At 46.8% G+C, this 18,693-nt stretch carries 17 protein-coding genes; 10 read left to right on the top strand and 7 right to left on the bottom strand.

What is annotated here, in order from left to right; translation table 11 throughout:
* Positions 1–172 precede the first annotated feature (172 nt).
* From ykgO to glcF, 4 genes are all read left to right on the top strand, one after another.
* Complete coding sequence (ykgO, locus tag WH96_RS01115) at positions 173–298, top strand: type B 50S ribosomal protein L36 (protein WP_046503444.1); 126 nt, start codon at positions 173–175, stop codon at positions 296–298.
* Positions 299–509: 211 nt separating this feature from the next.
* Positions 510–1,997, top strand: coding sequence for an FAD-linked oxidase C-terminal domain-containing protein (locus tag WH96_RS01110; protein ID WP_047762291.1), 1,488 nt, complete (start codon positions 510–512; stop codon positions 1,995–1,997).
* Positions 1,998–2,077: 80 nt separating this feature from the next.
* Positions 2,078–3,283, top strand: a complete 1,206-nt coding sequence (gene glcE / locus WH96_RS01105; RefSeq protein WP_047762290.1) for a glycolate oxidase subunit GlcE — start codon at positions 2,078–2,080, stop codon at positions 3,281–3,283.
* Between the two features lie 9 nt (positions 3,284–3,292).
* Positions 3,293–4,597, top strand: a complete 1,305-nt coding sequence (gene glcF, locus WH96_RS01100) for a glycolate oxidase subunit GlcF (protein WP_047762289.1) — start codon at positions 3,293–3,295, stop codon at positions 4,595–4,597.
* Between the two features lie 23 nt (positions 4,598–4,620).
* On the opposite strand, the gene WH96_RS01095 is transcribed toward glcF, so the two are convergent.
* Positions 4,621–5,340 carry a helix-turn-helix transcriptional regulator gene (locus WH96_RS01095; protein WP_047762288.1) on the bottom strand — a complete coding sequence of 240 codons (720 nt, stop codon included), beginning with the start codon at positions 5,338–5,340 and terminating at the stop codon, positions 4,621–4,623.
* Positions 5,341–5,478: 138 nt separating this feature from the next.
* Here WH96_RS01095 and WH96_RS01090 point away from each other — a divergent pair, with 138 nt between their 5' ends.
* A complete protein-coding gene (locus WH96_RS01090; RefSeq protein WP_047762287.1) occupies positions 5,479–6,423 on the top strand; it encodes an alpha/beta fold hydrolase in 945 nt (314 codons plus the stop codon).
* A 44-nt stretch (positions 6,424–6,467) separates the two neighbouring features.
* Here WH96_RS01090 and WH96_RS01085 read toward each other — a convergent pair whose 3' ends face one another.
* The 4 genes from WH96_RS01085 to WH96_RS01070 all read right to left on the bottom strand — a co-directional run bounded on the left by WH96_RS01085 (position 6,468) and on the right by WH96_RS01070 (position 9,094).
* On the bottom strand, positions 6,468–6,896 hold the full coding sequence (locus WH96_RS01085; RefSeq protein WP_047762286.1) for a hypothetical protein: 429 nt from the start codon (positions 6,894–6,896) through the stop codon (positions 6,468–6,470).
* A gap of 84 nt (positions 6,897–6,980) precedes the next feature.
* Entirely contained in the window at positions 6,981–7,367 is a 387-nt protein-coding gene (locus tag WH96_RS01080) for a VOC family protein (protein ID WP_053005525.1), read from the bottom strand.
* 85 nt (positions 7,368–7,452) lie between these two features.
* On the bottom strand, positions 7,453–8,682 hold the full coding sequence (locus tag WH96_RS01075) for an RNA polymerase sigma factor (RefSeq protein ID WP_047762285.1): 1,230 nt from the start codon (positions 8,680–8,682) through the stop codon (positions 7,453–7,455).
* A 31-nt stretch (positions 8,683–8,713) separates the two neighbouring features.
* Positions 8,714–9,094, bottom strand: coding sequence for a YciI family protein (locus WH96_RS01070; protein ID WP_047762284.1), 381 nt, complete (start codon positions 9,092–9,094; stop codon positions 8,714–8,716).
* Positions 9,095–9,362: 268 nt separating this feature from the next.
* Between WH96_RS01070 and rarD the strand changes: the two genes are divergently transcribed.
* Positions 9,363–10,262 (top strand): EamA family transporter RarD, encoded by a 900-nt coding sequence (gene rarD / locus WH96_RS01065; protein WP_047762283.1) that lies wholly within the window; start codon positions 9,363–9,365, stop codon positions 10,260–10,262.
* Positions 10,263–10,310: 48 nt separating this feature from the next.
* On the opposite strand, the gene WH96_RS01060 is transcribed toward rarD, so the two are convergent.
* Positions 10,311–11,597, bottom strand: coding sequence for a glycerate kinase type-2 family protein (locus WH96_RS01060; protein ID WP_047762282.1), 1,287 nt, complete (start codon positions 11,595–11,597; stop codon positions 10,311–10,313).
* Between the two features lie 359 nt (positions 11,598–11,956).
* Between WH96_RS01060 and WH96_RS01055 the strand changes: the two genes are divergently transcribed.
* The 4 genes from WH96_RS01055 to WH96_RS01040 all read left to right on the top strand — a co-directional run bounded on the left by WH96_RS01055 (position 11,957) and on the right by WH96_RS01040 (position 14,737).
* Entirely contained in the window at positions 11,957–12,745 is a 789-nt protein-coding gene (locus WH96_RS01055) for an N-formylglutamate amidohydrolase (protein WP_047762281.1), read from the top strand.
* A 44-nt stretch (positions 12,746–12,789) separates the two neighbouring features.
* Positions 12,790–13,089, top strand: coding sequence for a DUF1244 domain-containing protein (locus WH96_RS01050; RefSeq protein ID WP_047762280.1), 300 nt, complete (start codon positions 12,790–12,792; stop codon positions 13,087–13,089).
* 194 nt (positions 13,090–13,283) lie between these two features.
* Positions 13,284–13,631, top strand: a complete 348-nt coding sequence (locus tag WH96_RS01045; protein WP_204248089.1) for a GapR family DNA-binding domain-containing protein — start codon at positions 13,284–13,286, stop codon at positions 13,629–13,631.
* Positions 13,632–13,843: 212 nt separating this feature from the next.
* Complete coding sequence (locus WH96_RS01040; RefSeq protein WP_047762279.1) at positions 13,844–14,737, top strand: hypothetical protein; 894 nt, start codon at positions 13,844–13,846, stop codon at positions 14,735–14,737.
* A 71-nt stretch (positions 14,738–14,808) separates the two neighbouring features.
* Here WH96_RS01040 and WH96_RS01035 read toward each other — a convergent pair whose 3' ends face one another.
* Complete coding sequence (locus WH96_RS01035; protein WP_204248088.1) at positions 14,809–18,294, bottom strand: acyl-[ACP]--phospholipid O-acyltransferase; 3,486 nt, start codon at positions 18,292–18,294, stop codon at positions 14,809–14,811.
* Positions 18,295–18,693: the final 399 nt, after the last annotated feature.

The following is an 18,693-nucleotide window of genomic DNA, read 5'->3' as shown; positions in this document are numbered from 1 at the left end:
GAATCCAAAAAAAGAGTCTCTTTTCCCTTTTGTTTCTCAGAAAAGTTGCGTATAGAAGCGCTCAGTTTTCACACTGCTTGATCAGGCGGTTGACATCTTAGAGGTCCTTACATATTGTCCGGGCTTCTCGACAGCCCGATCAGCGGGCACATTTTTTGCCAAAGGTAGGACCATGAAAGTTGTAAACTCTCTGAAGACTGCCAAGCTGCGCGATAAGAACTGCCGTGTTGTTCGTCGTCGCGGCCGGGTTTATGTCATCAACAAGAAGAACCCTCGCTTTAAAGCGCGTCAGGGCTAATCTTGTTCAGTCTGGCCGCTTGGTCAGAATGAAGTTTAAGAAAAAAACCGCCTCTCGTTAGAGAGAGCGGTTTTTTTCTTTTTTAATCAGATAAATCTTAGATATGCCTATCTGTCTCAAATACTGTGACAGAAACTCTTTATCTTCAGGCTTGTTCTTATTGAAAAGTTAAGCGAGGCTAAGCCAGAACGAAAAATCCGGGAGAAACCTGATGAAGATGCCTGATCCTGATCGGTCGATCATGGCTCGAAGAGATGAGATTGCTGAAACCCTGAGGGAGATTGTTCCCGGTGAAGGCGTGATATTAAGTGATCGGGAATTACAGGTATACGAATCAGATGGCCTAACAGCCTATCGTCAACCTCCTTTGATGGCTGTCCTTCCTCAAACAGTTGAACAGGTGAGCCAGGTTTTGGCCTATTGCCATGCCGAGGGGGTTAAAGTTGTTCCTCGTGGGTCAGGAACTTCTCTGTCGGGTGGAGCTTTGCCACTGGCAGATGCTATTTTGCTGTGTATGGGCAAGTTTAATCAGGTTATTGAAGTTGATTATGATAACCGTTGTGCCGTTGTCCAGCCCGGTGTCACTAACTTGGGGATTACAAAAGCTGTAGAGAGCAAAGGGTTCTATTATGCCCCTGATCCTTCCAGCCAGATTGCGTGCTCTATTGGCGGTAATGTTGCCGAGAATGCTGGTGGCGTACATTGTCTTAAGTACGGTCTGACTACCAACAATCTTCTGGGTATTGAAATGGTCCTTATTGACGGGACGGTTTTAAGGTTTGGGGGTAAACATCTGGATAGTCCCGGATATGATCTTTTGGGATTAATGACTGGCTCGGAAGGACTTCTCGGGGTTGTCACTGAGGTAACCGTTCGTATCTTGCCGCAACCGGAAACAGCAAGAGCACTCTTGCTCGGTTTTTCCAGCTCGGAAAGCGCGGGGGATTGTGTCGCCGCAATCATATCCGAAGGTATTGTGCCTGGCGGTATGGAAATGATGGATAAGCCCGCCATTGAGGCTGCGGAAGCGTTTGTGAATGCAGGATATCCTCTGGATGTCGAGGCGCTTCTGATTGTTGAGCTAGATGGCCCTCAGGCCGAAGTTGATTACCTTATTGCTCAGGTCTCTCGGATTTCTAAAAAATGTGGGGCTGTTACCAGTCGTATTAGCCAGAATGAAGACGAACGACAGCTATTTTGGGCTGGCCGTAAGGCTGCTTTTCCGGCTGTAGGTCGATTGACGCCGGATTATTATTGTATGGACGGCACAATCCCTCGTAACAAGCTTCCCCTTGTTCTCAAACGTATGAGAGAGATGAGCGAACACTACGGTCTACGTGTTGCCAATGTTTTTCATGCTGGTGATGGCAATCTGCATCCCTTGATTATGTACGATGCGAATAATCCAGGAGAGTTGGAAAAGGCCGAAGATTTTGGATCGGATATTCTAAAGCTTTGTGTTGAAGTTGGTGGCGTCCTTACCGGAGAGCACGGTGTTGGTGTTGAAAAACGGGATCTGATGCCGGAAATGTTTAACGAGATTGACCTCAAGCAGCAGTTACGGGTGAAATGTGCGTTTGATAGCAAGGCACTTTTAAATCCGGGTAAGGTGTTTCCAGAACTACACCGTTGTGCCGAACTGGGACGCATGCACATTCATAAAGGGAAATTACCCTTTCCTGATATCCCTCGTTTCTAGATTTGCTCTGAAGCTATCTAGTGAAGAATACAAAATCAGACCATTAAAAAAGAATAATAAGAAACGTCACGAGAGTTTTTATGAGTCATATCAAGCCAGAAAATGCAGCTCAATTGGAAGAGGCCATTCAATGGGTTTTGTCTCAAGAAGAGACTATGGAGATTATCGGTTCTGGAAGTAAGCGAAAGCTTGGAAGATCTGTGAAGGCTGATCACCAACTGGATGTATCTGCGTTAACTGGTATCACCCTGTACGAACCTGAAGAGTTGGTGTTATCTGCTAGGGCAGGCACATCGCTTATGGAAATCCAGGAAGAGCTTGCCAAGCATAACCAGTACATGGCGTTTGAGCCTATGGATTATGGCCCGCTTTTAAAGGGAAAAGCTGATGCTGGCACGATTGGCGGTATGATCGCTTGTAACCTATCGGGCCCACGTCGATTAAAGGCTGGTGCTGCCAGAGATCATTTCCTCGGCTTTTCCGGTGTTTCCGGGCGAGGAGAAACATTCAAATCCGGTGGTCGAGTGGTCAAGAATGTGACCGGCTATGATCTTATGAAGCTTATGGCGGGATCTTATGGAACTCTTGCTGTAATGAGTGACATTACCATCAAGGTTCTGCCTGCTCCTCCAGAAGAAAAAAGTTATGTTCTCTATGAGCTTTCAGATGAAGAGGCAAATAGGGCTATGTCAGTCGCCTTGAACTCTTCGTGCGAAGTTTCTTCGGCTGCGCATATACCGCAAATAATTTCCAATAAGCTTACTCAGGAAGCTGAAGAGCGGGCGATGACACTGTTCAGGTTAGAGGGGCATGGTCCGTCAATTGCGTACAGGGTAGACAAACTGGCATCGATTTTGGTCGATTTTGGACAAGGGAGTTTGGTTGCCGATCCGGAAAGTCGATCTTTATGGCAAAAGCTTCGTGATGCAGAGGTTCTATCAAAGTCAGAGGAAAGATCTATTTGGCGTATATCACTACCGCCAGCACAAGGAAATGCTTTTATGGGCTGTTTGAAGTTCAACGAGCAGGCTGAGTATTATTATGACTGGGCAGGGGGACTTATCTGGCTGTCACTTACAGGAGATCATAATGCTTCTCTTCTTCGGGATAAGCTAAAGAGTGTTGGTGGACATGCGACGTTAGTGAGGTCGGCTATAGGTGTTGAAGACGCTGAAAACCCCCAACAGCCTCTTGAACCGGGAGAGCATGCTCTGATGAAGCGGATAAAGGATAACTTTGACCCCAAGGCGATCCTGAACCCCGGTCGCTTATACGCAGATCTATAGGAGAGACAAATGCAAACCAATTTTTCTCTCGCGCAGTTGGCGGACCCTAACATTGAAGAAGCAGAGAACATATTGCGAAAATGTGTGCACTGCGGGTTTTGCACGGCAACCTGTCCGACTTATGTGTTGTTGGGGGATGAACTGGATAGTCCTCGCGGGCGGATCTATTTGATCAAGGGGATGTTGGAAAAAGGAGAAGCAGCAACAGCAGAGGTGACAAAGCACCTCGACCGCTGTTTGTCTTGTCTGTCCTGTATGACGACCTGTCCGTCGGGGGTGAACTATATGCATCTGGTGGACCATGCCCGAAACCATGTGGAACATACCTATAAGCGCCCTTTGTTCGAGCGGATATTGCGCAATCTTTTGAGTTATCTTATCCCTCGACCCTTTTGGTTTCGCGGCGCATTGAACATTGCCTCTTTGACAAAACCGTTGGTGAAGAACTTTGTCTCTGGAAGGATAAAGGCGCTGGTTGATCTTGCGCCAAAGGAACTCCCCGCTGCAAGTGTTGTTGATCAGCCTCAAACCTTCAAAGCTGTCGGAGAAAAGAAAGGACGTGTGGCATTGTTATCGGGATGCGCTCAAACTGTTCTTGCGCCTTCTATAAATGAAGCAACGATCAGGCTTTTAACCAGGCATGGTATCGAAGTCGTTGTTGCTAAAGGTGTGGGGTGCTGCGGATCGCTTGTTCACCATATGGGCAAAGAGACAATGGCAGAGCCGCAGATGAAAGCTGCTATTCAAGGTTGGATGGCCGAAGTCGAGGGTGCGGGACTGGATGCCATTATTACCAATGCGTCCGGGTGCGGGACGACTATCAAAGACTATGGCTTTATGCTTCGCAATGACCCTGAATGGGCAGAACGTGCGGCGAAGATCTCTGGCCTAGCAAAAGATATCACAGAATACCTTGCCGAGCTTGAACCTTTGACACTGGTAGATAAAGAGGAGGAGCATCAACCTGCAAAGATTGTTGCCTACCACGCCCCCTGTTCAATTCAGCATGGTCAGAAAATTACCAAGCAGCCAAAAGAACTTTTAACGGGTGCTGGCTTTGTCGTGCGCGATGTACCCGAGGGGCATCTGTGCTGTGGTTCAGCAGGAACCTACAACATTATGCAGCCTGAGTTAGCTGAGAAGCTCCGTGATCGCAAAGTTAAAAACATTGAAACACTGACACCGGATATCATTGCTACTGGTAATATCGGCTGTCAGTGTCAGATATCTTCAGGAACAGATATCCCCGTTGTTCATAACGTCGAACTGCTCGACTGGGCCACAGGTGGACCGAAGCCGGAGGTTTTGGAGTGATAAACGAATAAGTCTTCTGAAAGTTAGCGAGATAAATCACGAATTGGGGAGACATGATTTTCGAAGGGGACATGTCGTCGTCGAAATGTTGTATTTGGAAGGTATTCTGGTTTGCTGATGCGATCCATTCGGAAGTGACGAAAATCTTCACGCTCAGGATCCCAGGCGACCAAATACCACAGCGGCGGTAAGATCAGCATAGCTTGTGGTTCAACAATTCGTGCTGTTACAGCCCCTTTTGCGTCACTGTATTGGAAACTTAAGTGCAGGCGTTGGAGAAAAGCTGTTTCGAATGCCGGCAATAGTTCAGGATCTATAGCTTTCATATCTGATATATCGACCAGCGGTGAAAGTTTTCCGATGTACAGACAATCCAAAAACTGCCGCAAGTCGCGTATTTTGTCTGATGGCAGGGCCTTTTCTATTTTGGCGAGCCCGGCATCTGCGAGGGCCGAAAAGGGTAAAATTCCGGCTGCACGCATGGATGCGACGCTGATGAGAAGTGCAAAAATTTCATCAACAGAAAGCCGTGCAGTGGTCTGAACTGATTGCGGATCAAGTTGCAAGCCGCCCCCACGGCCAGGCTCGGAATGAATGACAAAGCCCTCGTCGCGCAGTGCACTAATGTCACGCAGTATTGTTCGTCTTGATGCCCCAACCTCTTCTGCTAAGTCTGCGATTGTCGAGGTCCCGTTGCGGCGAAGACTGCGCACAATAGTGTCATGTCGAAGGCGTACATTCATTCTGTGAGATTACCAATAAATAGTGCCATTATCTGGCACCATTTTCTTTTAATCAATGTGTGCAGAGGTCGATAAGGAAGTTTTGTGGTTACCCCACACGTCCGTAAGACTCTGGAACAAAAGCTAAAAGGAAATACAATGTCTATTGCAACCGACTTTCCAAAACCCACCTTTGTTTCTGTTAACGGCGTGGAGTTGGAAGTCTTTGAAGCTGGTCAGCAGAATGCAGGAAACCCGATCATTCTCTGTCACGGGTGGCCAGAACACGCCTTTTCATGGCGCCATCAGATCCCTGTACTTGCCGAGGCCGGTTATCACGTCATCGTCCCCAATCAGCGAGGGTATGGTAATTCATCCTGCCCGGTCGAAGTATCTGACTATGACATTGAACACTTGTCCGGTGATCTTGTTGGACTTCTTGATCATTATGGATACGAAGATGCCATTTTCGTCGGGCATGATTGGGGGGCAATGGTCGTTTGGGGCCTGACCTTGTTACACCCGGATCGGGTAAATAAAGTCATAAACCTGTCTTTGCCTTATCAGGAGCGTGGAGAGAAGCCCTGGATCGAATTGATGGAAGAGATCTTTGGCAGGGATTTCTATTTTGTGCACTTTAATCGACAGCCAGGTGTCGCAGACGCTGTATTGGATAAAAATACATCCCGGTTTCTTCGTAATATATTTCGCAAAAATGTACCTCCAGCCCCACCTCAACCGGGTATGATGATGATCAATCTGGCTAGAACAGAAACACTGCAGGGTGACGCAATCATGAGTGACAACGATCTTGCTGTTTTTGTCTCTGCATTTGAGGCATCAGGGTTCACGGGTAGTATCAACTGGTACAGGAACCTTGACCGCAACTGGTATCTATTGGCGAATATAAGCCCTATCATTCAGCAACCTGCTCTTATGATATACGGTGACAGGGATGTGGTTGCGAAGTCAGAAAAGCTATCAGAGTTCGTGCCAAATGTTGACGTGGTTAATCTGGATTGCGGACATTGGATCCAGCAGGAAAAGCCGGAAGAGGCCAATCAAGCAATTCTAAAGTGGTTGAAACAGCAGGAAGCCAACTAGCTCTGTATCGCACAACTTACCCTCTGCAAAAGGATTAACGAAATTCAAAGTGCCTGCTTAAGTTCTGATCTCGTTTTAGCTTTGAAAAGTGAGTGAATGAAACCAAGGACTATGCCAAAAGTAGTGAACTGGATGGCACTGACCGACAACTCGACGGTGATCCATTCCCAGATTAAGGGCACGGCATATTTCGCGGGCGAAGCAAAGCTTATATAGGACGAGAGGAATAGGCCGAAACCGAGGGAAACAATCAGTCCCAATCTGATCGTTGCGCCCTCGGGGGCCAAAAGGTGGAGACACCCGGTCATGATCGCCCCTTGGATAAGCATGGCAATAAAACCCAGCAGAAAGATCGGTTCAGCTCGCAGGAAACCCAAAGCTTCATAATGTTCGATATTGATCAACATATGTGATGTGCCTTGAGTTGCGAAGGTGATGATCACAAAGGCAAGCAGGGATAGAAAGTGTTTCATCTTAAAATCCTTAGAAACAATATAGGAGTAAAAGCTGCCAACATTTCTGCCCGCAGCTTTGCGAATGGAGCAGATTGCTGAGAACTATTTCTGCATGCTTTCGTATGTGACCATGGCAATCCGAGCGCCACAGGGATCATTGATGACGGCAATACGACCAACGCCGGGCACGTCAGTGGGTTCACTGAGGATTCTAGCTCCTGCAGCACGGGCTTTATCCGTGGCACCGTCGACATCTATGACGGTGATGTAAACTGTCCATACTCCTTGATCGGCAGGTTCTGGTGAAAAGCCGCCAATCAGTTCATCTTCGACAAGAATACCAGGGACACTTGATCCGTCTTTCATAGGTAGATCAGTTAAGGTCCATTCCATAACATCGCGGTAGAATTTTACAGCTTCGTCTCTGTTAGGACCTGAATAGCCAATCCATCCAGCTGCGCCGGGTGTTGTCATTGCTGTTTGTGACATAGTTTCATCCTTTGATTTATGCTTTCTGCCTGATGCAGATAAACCAAGGACGGATGACAGAGGTGAATACCGACAAGAGGAGTAATTATTTTTCACACTCGAGAATTTTTTCCCGAAGAATGGCCTGTTCCGGTTCTGTAGGCGTTAATGTCAAAGCTGTTTGATAGGCAGTTTTGGCTCTTTCTTTTTGTCCAGATTCAAATAAAAAAGCAGCACGGGTTGAATGAAACCAGCGGTAGTTCTGGAGTTCTTCGCCAAGATCATCGAGTATTGCTAGGGCTATTCCCACTCCCTTGGTTTTAGCAATGGCGACAGCGTGATTTAGCCTAACAATCGGGGTGGGTTCAAATTCATAGAGCACGGCATAAAGGCGTTCAATTTCGAACCAGTCTGTCACCCCATATGCCTTTGCGTTTGAATGAACACCTGCGATAGCCGCCTGAATTTGGAAGGACCCCGGGGTGCCATGCCGAAGTGCTTTTTCCAACAGTACGTGGGCCTCGGCGATCATGGACTGGTTCCAAAGTTTTCTATTCTGATGCTCTAGAAGGATAAGCTTGTCATTATCAGTGCGAGCCGGATATCTGGCGTGTTGAAATAACATAAGGGCCAGTAAGCCCATAGTCTCTGTTTGAGAAGGGAAGAGGCTTAAAAGAAGTCTGGTGAGATAAATTGCTTCTTCACACAACAGAACCTTTATCTGTACTTCGCCGGAACTGGCGGACCAACCTTCGTTAAAAAGCAGATAAAGCATCAGGGATACGGTTTTGAGGCGTTCTGCACGTTCGATCAAATCCGGACTTTGAAAAGGAATGTTATCTTTTGCGATTGTTTTTTTCGCCCGGGTAATCCGCTGTTCCATCGTTTTGGGTTTTACAAGAAATGCACAGGCAATTTCTTCGACGGACAAGCCGATGACGATTTTCAGGGCGAGTGCTGATTGATCCTGAATGGATAGCTTTGGATGACAACAAATAAAAAGCAGACGTAAAACATCGTCGCGGAATTCATTTTCTTGGGGAACATCGTCGAAAGCGTCGTGATTTGTGCTTTCTTGAGCTTGGAGCGTTTTGTGATTGTCACGAGTATTATTCTTGCGAATGATATCCCGCCCGGCATTGCGACCAACTGTTAAAATCCAGGCAAAGGGATCATCGGGTAATCCTTGCTTTTGCCATACATCCAGCGCTTTAACACAGGCGAGAGAAAAGCTTTCTTCGGCAAGATCAATATCCCGGAAATAACGGGCCAGTGCGGCAATGGCCTTGGGACGGATATCTGCAAATCTGGCCTGAAGCCAAGGATGATGAGGCATGTTGGATTATTCCGGTTGGTTGACCGCGAGATTAATCATCTTTTAAGTTTGATAGCATACCGCGTGACCATGAAACCGGTCTGACTTCTATACTGTGATAGGGGGTAGAGATCATGTCCGCCATGTTGATGGCTTCGTCGAGATTTGAAAACTCTGCCACATAGAAGCCAACGAACTGTTCTTTGGTATCGGCAAAGGGACCATCTGTTACCAATGTTTTCTGGTCCTGATCTACTGTGGGTTTCAGGGTGACTGCGTTGCTGACGGGCATAAGCCTCGCTGATGCAAAAGTCCCTCTTTCATCGAGTTTCTCTTGTAGTAGGCGATGCCGTTTGAAAGCCAGCTTTTGTTCTTCGGGGGAAAGGCGTCCGTGAATACCCTCGGCAGAATAAATTAGGAATGAATAGAGCATTATGTTTCCTCTTCATTGAGTGTCATTAAGCGAAGGACGTTTGGGAAAGCCTGAAACCGACAAGAAGCTATTAAATTAAGAATAAAATAACCTGAAACTGTGTTCAAAAGCTATAAGGGGAGGTCTTGCCCACCAATAATGAAGCATCTGATAATGTTGAAAAACCTCTTATAGCATATTTTATAAAATAATGATCTTAAGGTGCAATCTGACTAGCAAAGTTTATAGACCCAGAGTAGTCTGAAATTCTCTGGTAAGGATTTCCAAAATGACACGTGATACTCTTCAGGGTGTATTTCTCGCCCTGACAGCATTTTTATGGTGGGGGCTGACGCCGCTTTATTTTAAGCAGGTAGAAGCTGCAGGACCTATGGAAGTCTTGAGTCATCGCGTGATCTGGTCTTTGGTTCTTCTGACTCTCCTGCTATTAGCAAGGAAAAGATGGTCCGAGATTAAAGAGACGTTCAGTTCGCCAAAAATCTGGGGATGGCTGTTATTGAGTGCCGTACTTGTGGCGGTGAATTGGTTGGTTTTTATCTGGTCAATTTCCAATGGACACTTGGTTGAAGCAAGTTTGGGTTATTATATCAACCCCTTGGTCAACGTAGTTCTTGGCGTTGTCATACTTGGTGAGCGGTTGAAGTTGCTACAGGGGATTGCGGTGGGATTAGCCGCCGTGGCTGTGGGATATTTGACTTACATCGGGGGCGAATTTCCCTGGATTTCTTTGATCTTGGCAATGTCATTCGGGTTTTATGGGCTAATCAGAAAGCGTTTGCCCGTGGGGGCACAGGTCGGGCTTTTTGCGGAAACGGCAATGGTAACACCGATCGCTTTGGGCTATCTGATCTGGATTGGTGCTCAGAACGAGATGACTTATATAGCTGGTGGTGCTGAGATCAGTTTGATGTTGATGCTGGCTGGTGTCGTGACAACCGTACCGCTGGTTTGTTTTGCTGCGGCTGCCAGACGTTTGAACTATTCAACAATTGGTATGATTCAATACGTGGGACCAACGGTTAATCTGTTGTTGGCAACGTTGCTTTTTGGTGAAGCCTTTACCGAAGTACACGCGATTTCTTTTGGGTTGATCTGGTTCGCGGTTTTTCTGTTTTCTGCACAGTCATTTGTGGATATGAAACGCGCAAAAAAACAGGTTGCTCTTTAGGCAACCTGTCTTAGGTCGTGTAATTAGCGTAACTTTATTTCGCAGTCATTAACTCTTGGGCATAATCGCAATAGCGCGGAAATCGTTGACGTTTGTACGTGTTGGCCCAGTGATGATGAGGTCGTCAAGAGCTTCAAAGAAGCTATAACCGTCATTATTAGCAAGATGTTCTTTGGCACTGATACCAAGTTTTTCTGCACGTTCAAGCGTATCGGGACCTAAAATCGCACCAGCGTTGTCTTCACTGCCGTCGATGCCGTCGGTATCACAGGCAAGGGCATAGATATCCGCGGCACCATCCAATTCAACAGCAAGAGCGAGCAGGAACTCTGCGTTTCTGCCCCCGCGACCATTTCCTTTGACCGTTACAGTTGTCTCGCCACCGGATAACAGAACACAAGGGGCTTGCGCAGGCTGATCGTGGTTGGTGACCTGTCTTGCAATGGCGGCCATAACCTTGGCGACTTCACGGGCTTCCCCTTCGATTGAATCGCCTAGGACCACAGGTGTAAAACCATGCTTCTCAGCAACAAGCTTGGCCGCATCAAGGGAATCTTGCGGACGGGAAATCATATGCATTGAGCAGTTGGCAAAAACTGGATCGTTTGGTTTTGGCGTTTCTTTCTCGGCTTTTTCAAGATGGGCGACAACCGATGCTGGTGGCGTAATATCGTACTTGGTCAGAATGGCGCGGGTATCTGCAAAGGTGCTGGGGTCCGGAACTGTTGGGCCGGATGCGATGACATCAGGGTCATCGCCGGGAACGTCAGAAATCAATAGACTGACCATCTGTGCCGGGGCCGCAGCGGCGGCAAGCTGTCCGCCTTTAATGGCTGACAGGTGCTTGCGCACCGTGTTCATTTCGATGATGTTTGCACCGGATTTCAACAAGGCCTTGTTGATCGTCTGTTTGTCTTCAAGGGACAGGCCATCGGCGGGCAGGGCCAGCAGAGACGAACCGCCGCCGGAAATAAGACAAAGAACAAGGTCATCGGGACTGAGACCCTGAACCATTTCATGGATCCGCTTTGCAGCCTCACGACCGGCTGCATCGGGTACGGGATGGGCGGCTTCGACAACTTCAATGCGAGTACATTTTTCGCCTTCTGGCATATCGTGGTCATAACGGGTGACGACAAGACCTTCGATGGGGCCTTCCCAGTTTTCCTCGACCGCTTTGGCCATGGCCGCAGCGGCTTTTCCGGCACCAATCACCACGGTTTTTCCCTTGGGAGGTTTTGGTAAATAATCCGGGACAGCCAATCGGGGATTTGCTGCATCCAGACCAGCCTGGAAGAGATCTCGTAGGAACTTTTGAGGGGATATCGCGTTCATCTACAGGGCCTTCGCTTATCAAGTGTCATAACCAAGATGCCTTTATGGAAATGAACAGGGCCTTTCGTCAAGAGAAGCCTGTGCAAAAGAGGTGATTCCCGTCTTTCTTTGACGTTGTGATGAAAAATCTGGTCGGTTTTTGCCTTTGATGGTAGATAGCTTGTCGGGCTTTACATGAAATGGCTTTCAGTTGTCATGGAAAAAGCTCCTATGGAAATCACACCAAGCCATTACAATATTGAGAGAGGCCCAAAGTCTTGCGCTCTAATGTAGTGGTCAATAAATATTGTGCAAAGTTAAAGCCTCGAGTTGAGACACCTTGCTCTGGGCTGTGTTAAGTTAAAAGTAATAGGAAGATAATGGATATCCAAATTCTGGCTTCGGATGAACCAAGCCCGGTGAACGTTATTAATGAAGATGCTGACACCCCTTTTGTTTTTCTGTGCGATCACGCGACATCCTTTATTCCTAAATCCCGCAACAGCCTTGGTGTTGAAGATCACCATCTGACGCGCCACGTGGCCTATGATATTGGCATCAAGGGCGTGACAGAGGGCCTTGCCGAACACTTTAAATCCCGTGCGATCTTCAGTAACTTTTCGCGCCTGTTGGTTGATCCAAACCGCAAGTTGGATAACGAGGGTCTGATGCCTGTGGTCAGCGACGGGTGCCATGTGCCAGCCAATCTGGATATGCCCGAGGCTGAACGTGAAGCCCGCCTGAACGCTTTTTACTGGCCCTATCACAACCAAATTCAGATGACGCTGGATCGCATGATTGAACAGGGACAGGTGCCGATTGTCGTGTCCATGCACAGCATGACTCATGAAATGGCGGGTGTTGAACGCCCGTGGCCTGTCTGTGTGCTATGGAACCAGGATCCGCGCATTCCGGTACCATTGATTGAAACTTTTAAGCGCCAGGGGTTTAATTGCGGGGATAATGTCCCTTACTCTGGACGGGATGATCATGGACATACAATGGAAATCCATGCGGATCGGCGAGGCCTGCCCAATGTTTTGATCGAAATTCGTCAGGACCTGATTTCTGATCAGGCAGGGATAGATCAATGGACGACACATATGATCAATGCCTTTGAAGAGGTATTGCATTGCCCGTCACTCAAAGAAATAAAGTGCTACCTGTAAGGATAAGCACATAAAGAGATACCTTGTTTTGGGAGAAGAAAATTATGAACGAACAAACCAAACTGGAACTGGAAGCTGCCGCCTTCAGACGCCTTGTTTCACATCTGCAAGATCGCACGGATGTTCAGAATATTGATATGATGAACCTCGCCGGATTTTGCCGGAACTGCCTATCTAAATGGTATATGGCCGCTGCCGAAGAAAAAGGCGAGACAATGGATTATGGACAGGCACGCGAGACTGTCTATGGTATGCCTTATGACGAGTGGAAAGCGAAACACCAGCTGGAAGCAACCGCAGAACAAAAAGCTGCCTTTGAGAAAAGCAAACCTGCGCACAACTAGTTTGCCAATCAATTAATCCTTTGCTTGTCAATTAAGCCAGCCATTAAGCAGACTGTGGTAAGCGAGAGACATTTGATAAAAAAGTTTCCCTACCTAATGCAGGGCATTGCCAAAGCAGAAGCAGGGCGTTAATTTCCGCTCAGACAATTTATGAGACAACTCATTACACGTGATTTTATAAAAGGGCCCCGGGCATGAGCGATTTCGAATCAGGCTATGAAGAAAATACTTCTGACGAAAGCCAGACAGATGATATGGCAACAGAAACAACAAGTTCCTCTAGCGCAGAGCCCGTGCCAGGTGAAATCGCTGGCATAACGGCGGACCGTCTGCGTGGTTTTATCGAGCGCGTTGAGCGCCTGGAAGAAGAGAAAAAAGGCATCGCCGACGATATCAAGGAAGTCTATGCCGAATCTAAAGCGCTTGGTTTCGATACAAAAATCATGCGCAAGATCGTCTCTCTTCGCAAACTGGAACAACAAGAACGCATGGAGCAGGAAGAGCTTATCGACGTCTATAAGCATGCTCTTGGTATGGTGTAATTCCACATTGCACATTGTTGAAGAAAAAGCCCGCCAATCGGCGGGCTTTTTTGTGATTACTGATTTGTTTAAGATTTTGATTGTATTTGAGTAAAACTAAGGGTGTCGTGTTGTGATCATTACGTTATCTTTGGAGGTGGTAATATAAAGCCACATAGTGAGAATTAAAAAATCAACATCACAATAGTTTATTTGAAAAGAAAAAGAATTATATGCTTTGGTTAATGCACTCTATTAATTCTATTTTGTTATTTGTTTGCTTTGGGCTTGTCATTGTGGGCGGAGTCGGGAAAGCGGCAGCTAATGAAATTATCATTGAGTATGCTGAAAATGCTGAAGAACATGCTGCAAGATTTCAACGTCAAATCCTTTCTTTAGATCCAAACTCTACAGTTACGATTTGCCAAGGCTCTGATTGCAAGGAAAGAACAGATAACGCAAACAACTATGTTAAATATATCGTGCGAATTAAGGGTGATATTTTTGAAACACGTTTTGAAACTAGTGCTGAAAACCTCGAGAATGAGAGTTTACTTCTTCCTGAGAACTATATTCCTTTTGAAAAAAGTTTAATCAAAAATTCAGTTAGTTCTGCGGAAAGAATTGTTCATTTAAGTGCTTTGATCCAAACTAGACCGAAACAAAACAATAATGCACTCTTTAAATCGCTTGGCGATGCATATTTTGAATCTAGTGGTTGTTCGTATACTAAAGTTTACACCATAGAAATTATTGCATTCCCAGAAGTAATATCAAAAGGATGCAGGTTAAGCTTGTTGAACGGAAGCCTGTTTGCATACTCTATATCGGATATATGCATTTCTTCACTAGAATGCCTTCCTGTTATAACAAGAGTCACCGTTTTATTGTCTTATCTCTCTCCTGAGGAATTTAAACTTTTTTTTCAAAGCCTTTTAAAAGTTAAAAATCAACTAGAAAGGCTAGACGATAGAGTGCTTCTCAGGAAAAGGGCTATGGAGCTGGATTTAATTGATCAAGATTTTAAATCTTTGTGCCCTGATATTAAAAAAATCTTTTCTAATTATAGAGGTGAAAAAGAAGGGCGAGAGCTTATTAAACAGTCGTTATATTGTTTTAAAGGCTAGTGCAGAAATTAGTTATTTTTAAACAACAAATTTTAGACTTGTAAAAGCTCTCCAGTGTTGCAACTTCTAGCTCAAGCCTCCTCAGGCACTAGCTCCTTCTGGAGTGTCTGGTAATCGGTTTTCCCTGTGCCGAGGACAGGGATTTTATCCATAATTTCGATTTCGCGGGGGATCATCAGTTCGCTGATGCCTTGCTCCTGAGCTTCTTTTAACAAAGTTGCACGGGTGGCTTCGGGGCATTCTGTGGCGAGGATGAGTTGCTCGCCTTTTTTGACGTCCGGGCGTGCGATGACGGCGTGCATAAATCCGGGCCAGATTTTACTGGCGAGATCTTCTGCGGCGGTCAGGGAAACCATTTCACCTGCAATCTTGGCAAAGCGTTTGGCGCGGCCCTGAATAGAGATAAAACCATCAATGTCCATAACAACAATGTCCCCGGTATCGTACCAGCCGTCTTCGGGTGGTTGAAGCTGTCCGGGGGCCTCGGCGCGTAGGTATCCCTTCATGACATTGGGGCCTTTGACAAAGAGGCGTCCGCCTGTGGGGATTCCGGGTACAGGTTCCAGCCTGCTTTCAATGCCGGGCAGGAAGCGTCCGACCGTACCCGCTTTGTATTGAAGCGGGGTATTGGTGGACAGGACTGGCGAGGTTTCTGTCGCGCCGTAGCCTTCCAGAATTCTAAGGCCGAATTTCTCTGACCATGTTTTTCGGGTGCTGTCCTTGACCTTTTCTGCCCCGGCAAAGATATGTCGGACTGAATAGAAGTCGTAAGGGTGGGCAACACGGGCGTAGCCTGTCAGGAAGGTGTCTGTGCCAAAGACAATAGTTGCATTGGTATCGTACACAAGGGCGGGAACGATACGGTAGTGAAGGGGCGACGGATAGAGGAAGGTTTTAATGCCTGAAAGAATGGGCAGGAGAAGGCCGCCCGTTAAGCCAAATGAGTGGAAGATGGGCAGGGCATTGAAAACGGTATCTGTCGAGTTGAAATCGACCACGGCAGCAAGCTGGTTTCTGTTGGACAGAAGGTTGTTATGACTGAGCATGACACCCTTTGGCACCCCTTCTGATCCTGATGTGAACAGTACGACAGCTGCATCGTTACTCTCTGGTGCAGTTTTATTGTGGAATGATCTGGCAAAGTGGTTTTTGACCCAGCCGCATAGCTTGTTACCGAGAGAGATTTCTTCTTTGAGGTCTTCAAGATAGACAATCTTGTGATTACGGCCTAGCGCATCAGCGAGTTCATCAAGGCGTCCCAGTTCAATAAACTTGCGGGATGTGATGATGGTCTTGATCTCGGCTGTTTTACAACAGGACAACAGGTTCTTTTCGCCCATGGTAAAGTTGAGCATGGCACCGACGCGTCCGATGGCCTGTATGGCAAAGAAGGACACCGCTGCTGCCGAAGAGTTGGGGAGTAAGAGGCCAACAATCTCTTGCGGTTTTGTAAAGCTGGCAAACTTGTCGCTGAGAACAAAACTGGATGTTATCAGTTTGTCGTAGGAAAGCGGCGCACGTTGAATGTCTTCGACGACGACGGCGTCACCACTGTGAATATCACGGGCATCCAACAGGTTCTTGAACAGGCCGCCCTCGGGCGGGCATGAGCTAAAAGCTGTCTCACTCATTAGATCGTGGAGACCGACACTGATGGCTGAACGACGTTCTCTGCCACGAATATCTTCACTGAGGCGAAGCTTCTTGGGCGGATGAATAGTGATAATAACCTTGGGGAACCAGCGCTGGTGTATTTTACCCTTCAGACGTGAGAAGGGGGTATATTGCGCCCCTTCAATATTAACAGGTAGCAAAGGCGCATTTGCGTGATCTGCAATCATGCCGGGGCCTTCGAATATCTTCATCATGCCTCCGGTGACGGTAATGCGGCCTTCGGGAAAGATCACACAGCGCTTGCCGGACTTGACCACATTAATCATGGTCTTGGTTGCCATGGGGTTGGTCGGATCAATCGGGTAGAAATCAACGACAGAGAGGAAAGGTTTTACCCACCAACGCTGGGCAACATAGGTGTCTATTGCAAAAGTGGGGCGACCGGGTAAAAAAGCTGCAAGGAGGACGCCATCAAGGAAGGAAACATGGTTGATGACGATAACGGCTTTTGGCCCCAGTTCGTCAAGGTTTTCTTCGCCTCTGACTTCCACGCGAAAGCAGATCTTTAGCAGGAGTCTGAAGAAAAGTTTTGTCGGAACTTCGGGCAGAAGTTTGCAGACATAGAGAGCAACACCCAGATTGAGTACCCCAACGATCAGGAATACTTCGGGGATGGTAAAGCCAAGTATGAACAGGCCTGTTGCCCCGATGGCAGAGACAACCATGAACAGGGAATTGACGATATTGTTGCTGGCAATATTTCTTGCCCGATGGCTATCGCTACTTTCATGTTGAAGGATGGCATAAAGCGGTACGATGTAAAGGCCACCGCTGATGGAGATTAGCAGCAGATCGACCAAAATACGGATAAGTTCGGGGCGTAGGAAGTATTCTACTAGGCCAATTAACGAGGATGACGCGGGTGTTATTGTGTTAGATGCGAGATACAGGTCAAAGCTGAAAAGCGATAAACCCAGAGCGCCAAAGGGAACGTAACGTGCTGTAATTTCGCCCTTGAGTAATTTGTTACATATCAGCGAGCCGAGAGCGATTCCGACAGAAAACATGGTGAGGAAGAGAACACTGATCAACTCGTTTCCGCCAATGATTTGCTTTGCCAATGGCGTGAATAGAGAAAGAAACGTTGCGCCAAAAAACCAGAACCAGGAAATACCCATGATGGAGAGAAACACAGGGCGGTTGCCCGCGCTGTGTTTAACCAGATTATAGGTTTCTGCCAGAAAGTTAGGGTTGATTTTTATCGTAGGATCTGACGCTTCGGCTCTGGGAATGAAGTAACTTGTGGCAAGGCCGATAAGGGATAACGCTATGATGAGGAGGGAGACAGTCATCAAGCCATCCTCTGTCATAATGACAATGCCGCCGATGATTGTGCCGATAAGGATGGACAAGAATGTTCCTGCTTCGACCAGCCCGTTTGCCCCGATAAGCTCTTCATCGCGCATGTGATCAGGAAGAATACTGTATTTAAGAGGACCAAAGAAGGCTGACTGTGTTCCCATCAGGAACAATACAACCATCAGATAGACGGGGGAGTTCGTCAGAAAGCCATAGCTGGCAAGCCCCATAATGATGATTTCGAGATACTTTGTCAGTCGGATCAACCGTGATTTTTCAAATTTATCCGAAATTTGACCTGCGATCGCAGAGAAGAGAAAGAAGGGAAGAATAAAGATGCCCGCAGCCTGAGTGACCATTGCCTTGGCTTCATCCGGGGACAGGTGGAGCATCTTGTAAGTAATCAAGAGAACAAGGGCATTTTTAAAGACGTTATCGTTTAAAGCGCCCAGTGCCTGAGTGAGAAAAAGAGGCAGAAAGCGTTTGCTTTGCAGCAGATGCAAAAGGTTTTCGCCACCAGCTTGTTTCTCAGGATCTTGGTTTCCCAAAGTTTTGTCTTCCCTGATCTGATCTTCTGATGACATTCTTGGTACTCCGCATCGTTGTCGTCTTTTGTTGTATAGTGCCGAATTGTTTCGTTGATATAAACTAACTTTGTGATTTTACTAATTTATATAGTAAGTGAGTGATCACTTATTATTAGAAATATTTTTGATAAAAGTCAAGCAGGTGACATGAAAGTGAGTATAGAAGGAATGAAAAATTACAATTATTAGATAAAAATAGTCGTTAATAGAAATGTCATAAATAAACTGTTTCTCAGTCGGGTAAAACTTGACGGTGCTAACTTTTAATTTGCGGCTGCGGTTGTTTTTATTGAGTTTTTTCGAGGGGAAAGAAAGTTTTTGGGGAAACGCGAGTTCATGTTCACATGAGCTAATTGGTATTTTTGTTCCCGAACCTTTCGAGAAAAGGTCGTTTAT

The sequence above is a fragment of the Kiloniella spongiae genome, from assembly GCF_001026905.1.
In the GTDB taxonomy this organism is placed as follows: domain Bacteria; phylum Pseudomonadota; class Alphaproteobacteria; order Kiloniellales; family Kiloniellaceae; genus Kiloniella; species Kiloniella spongiae.
This window is presented reverse-complemented; position numbering and strand designations above follow the sequence as displayed.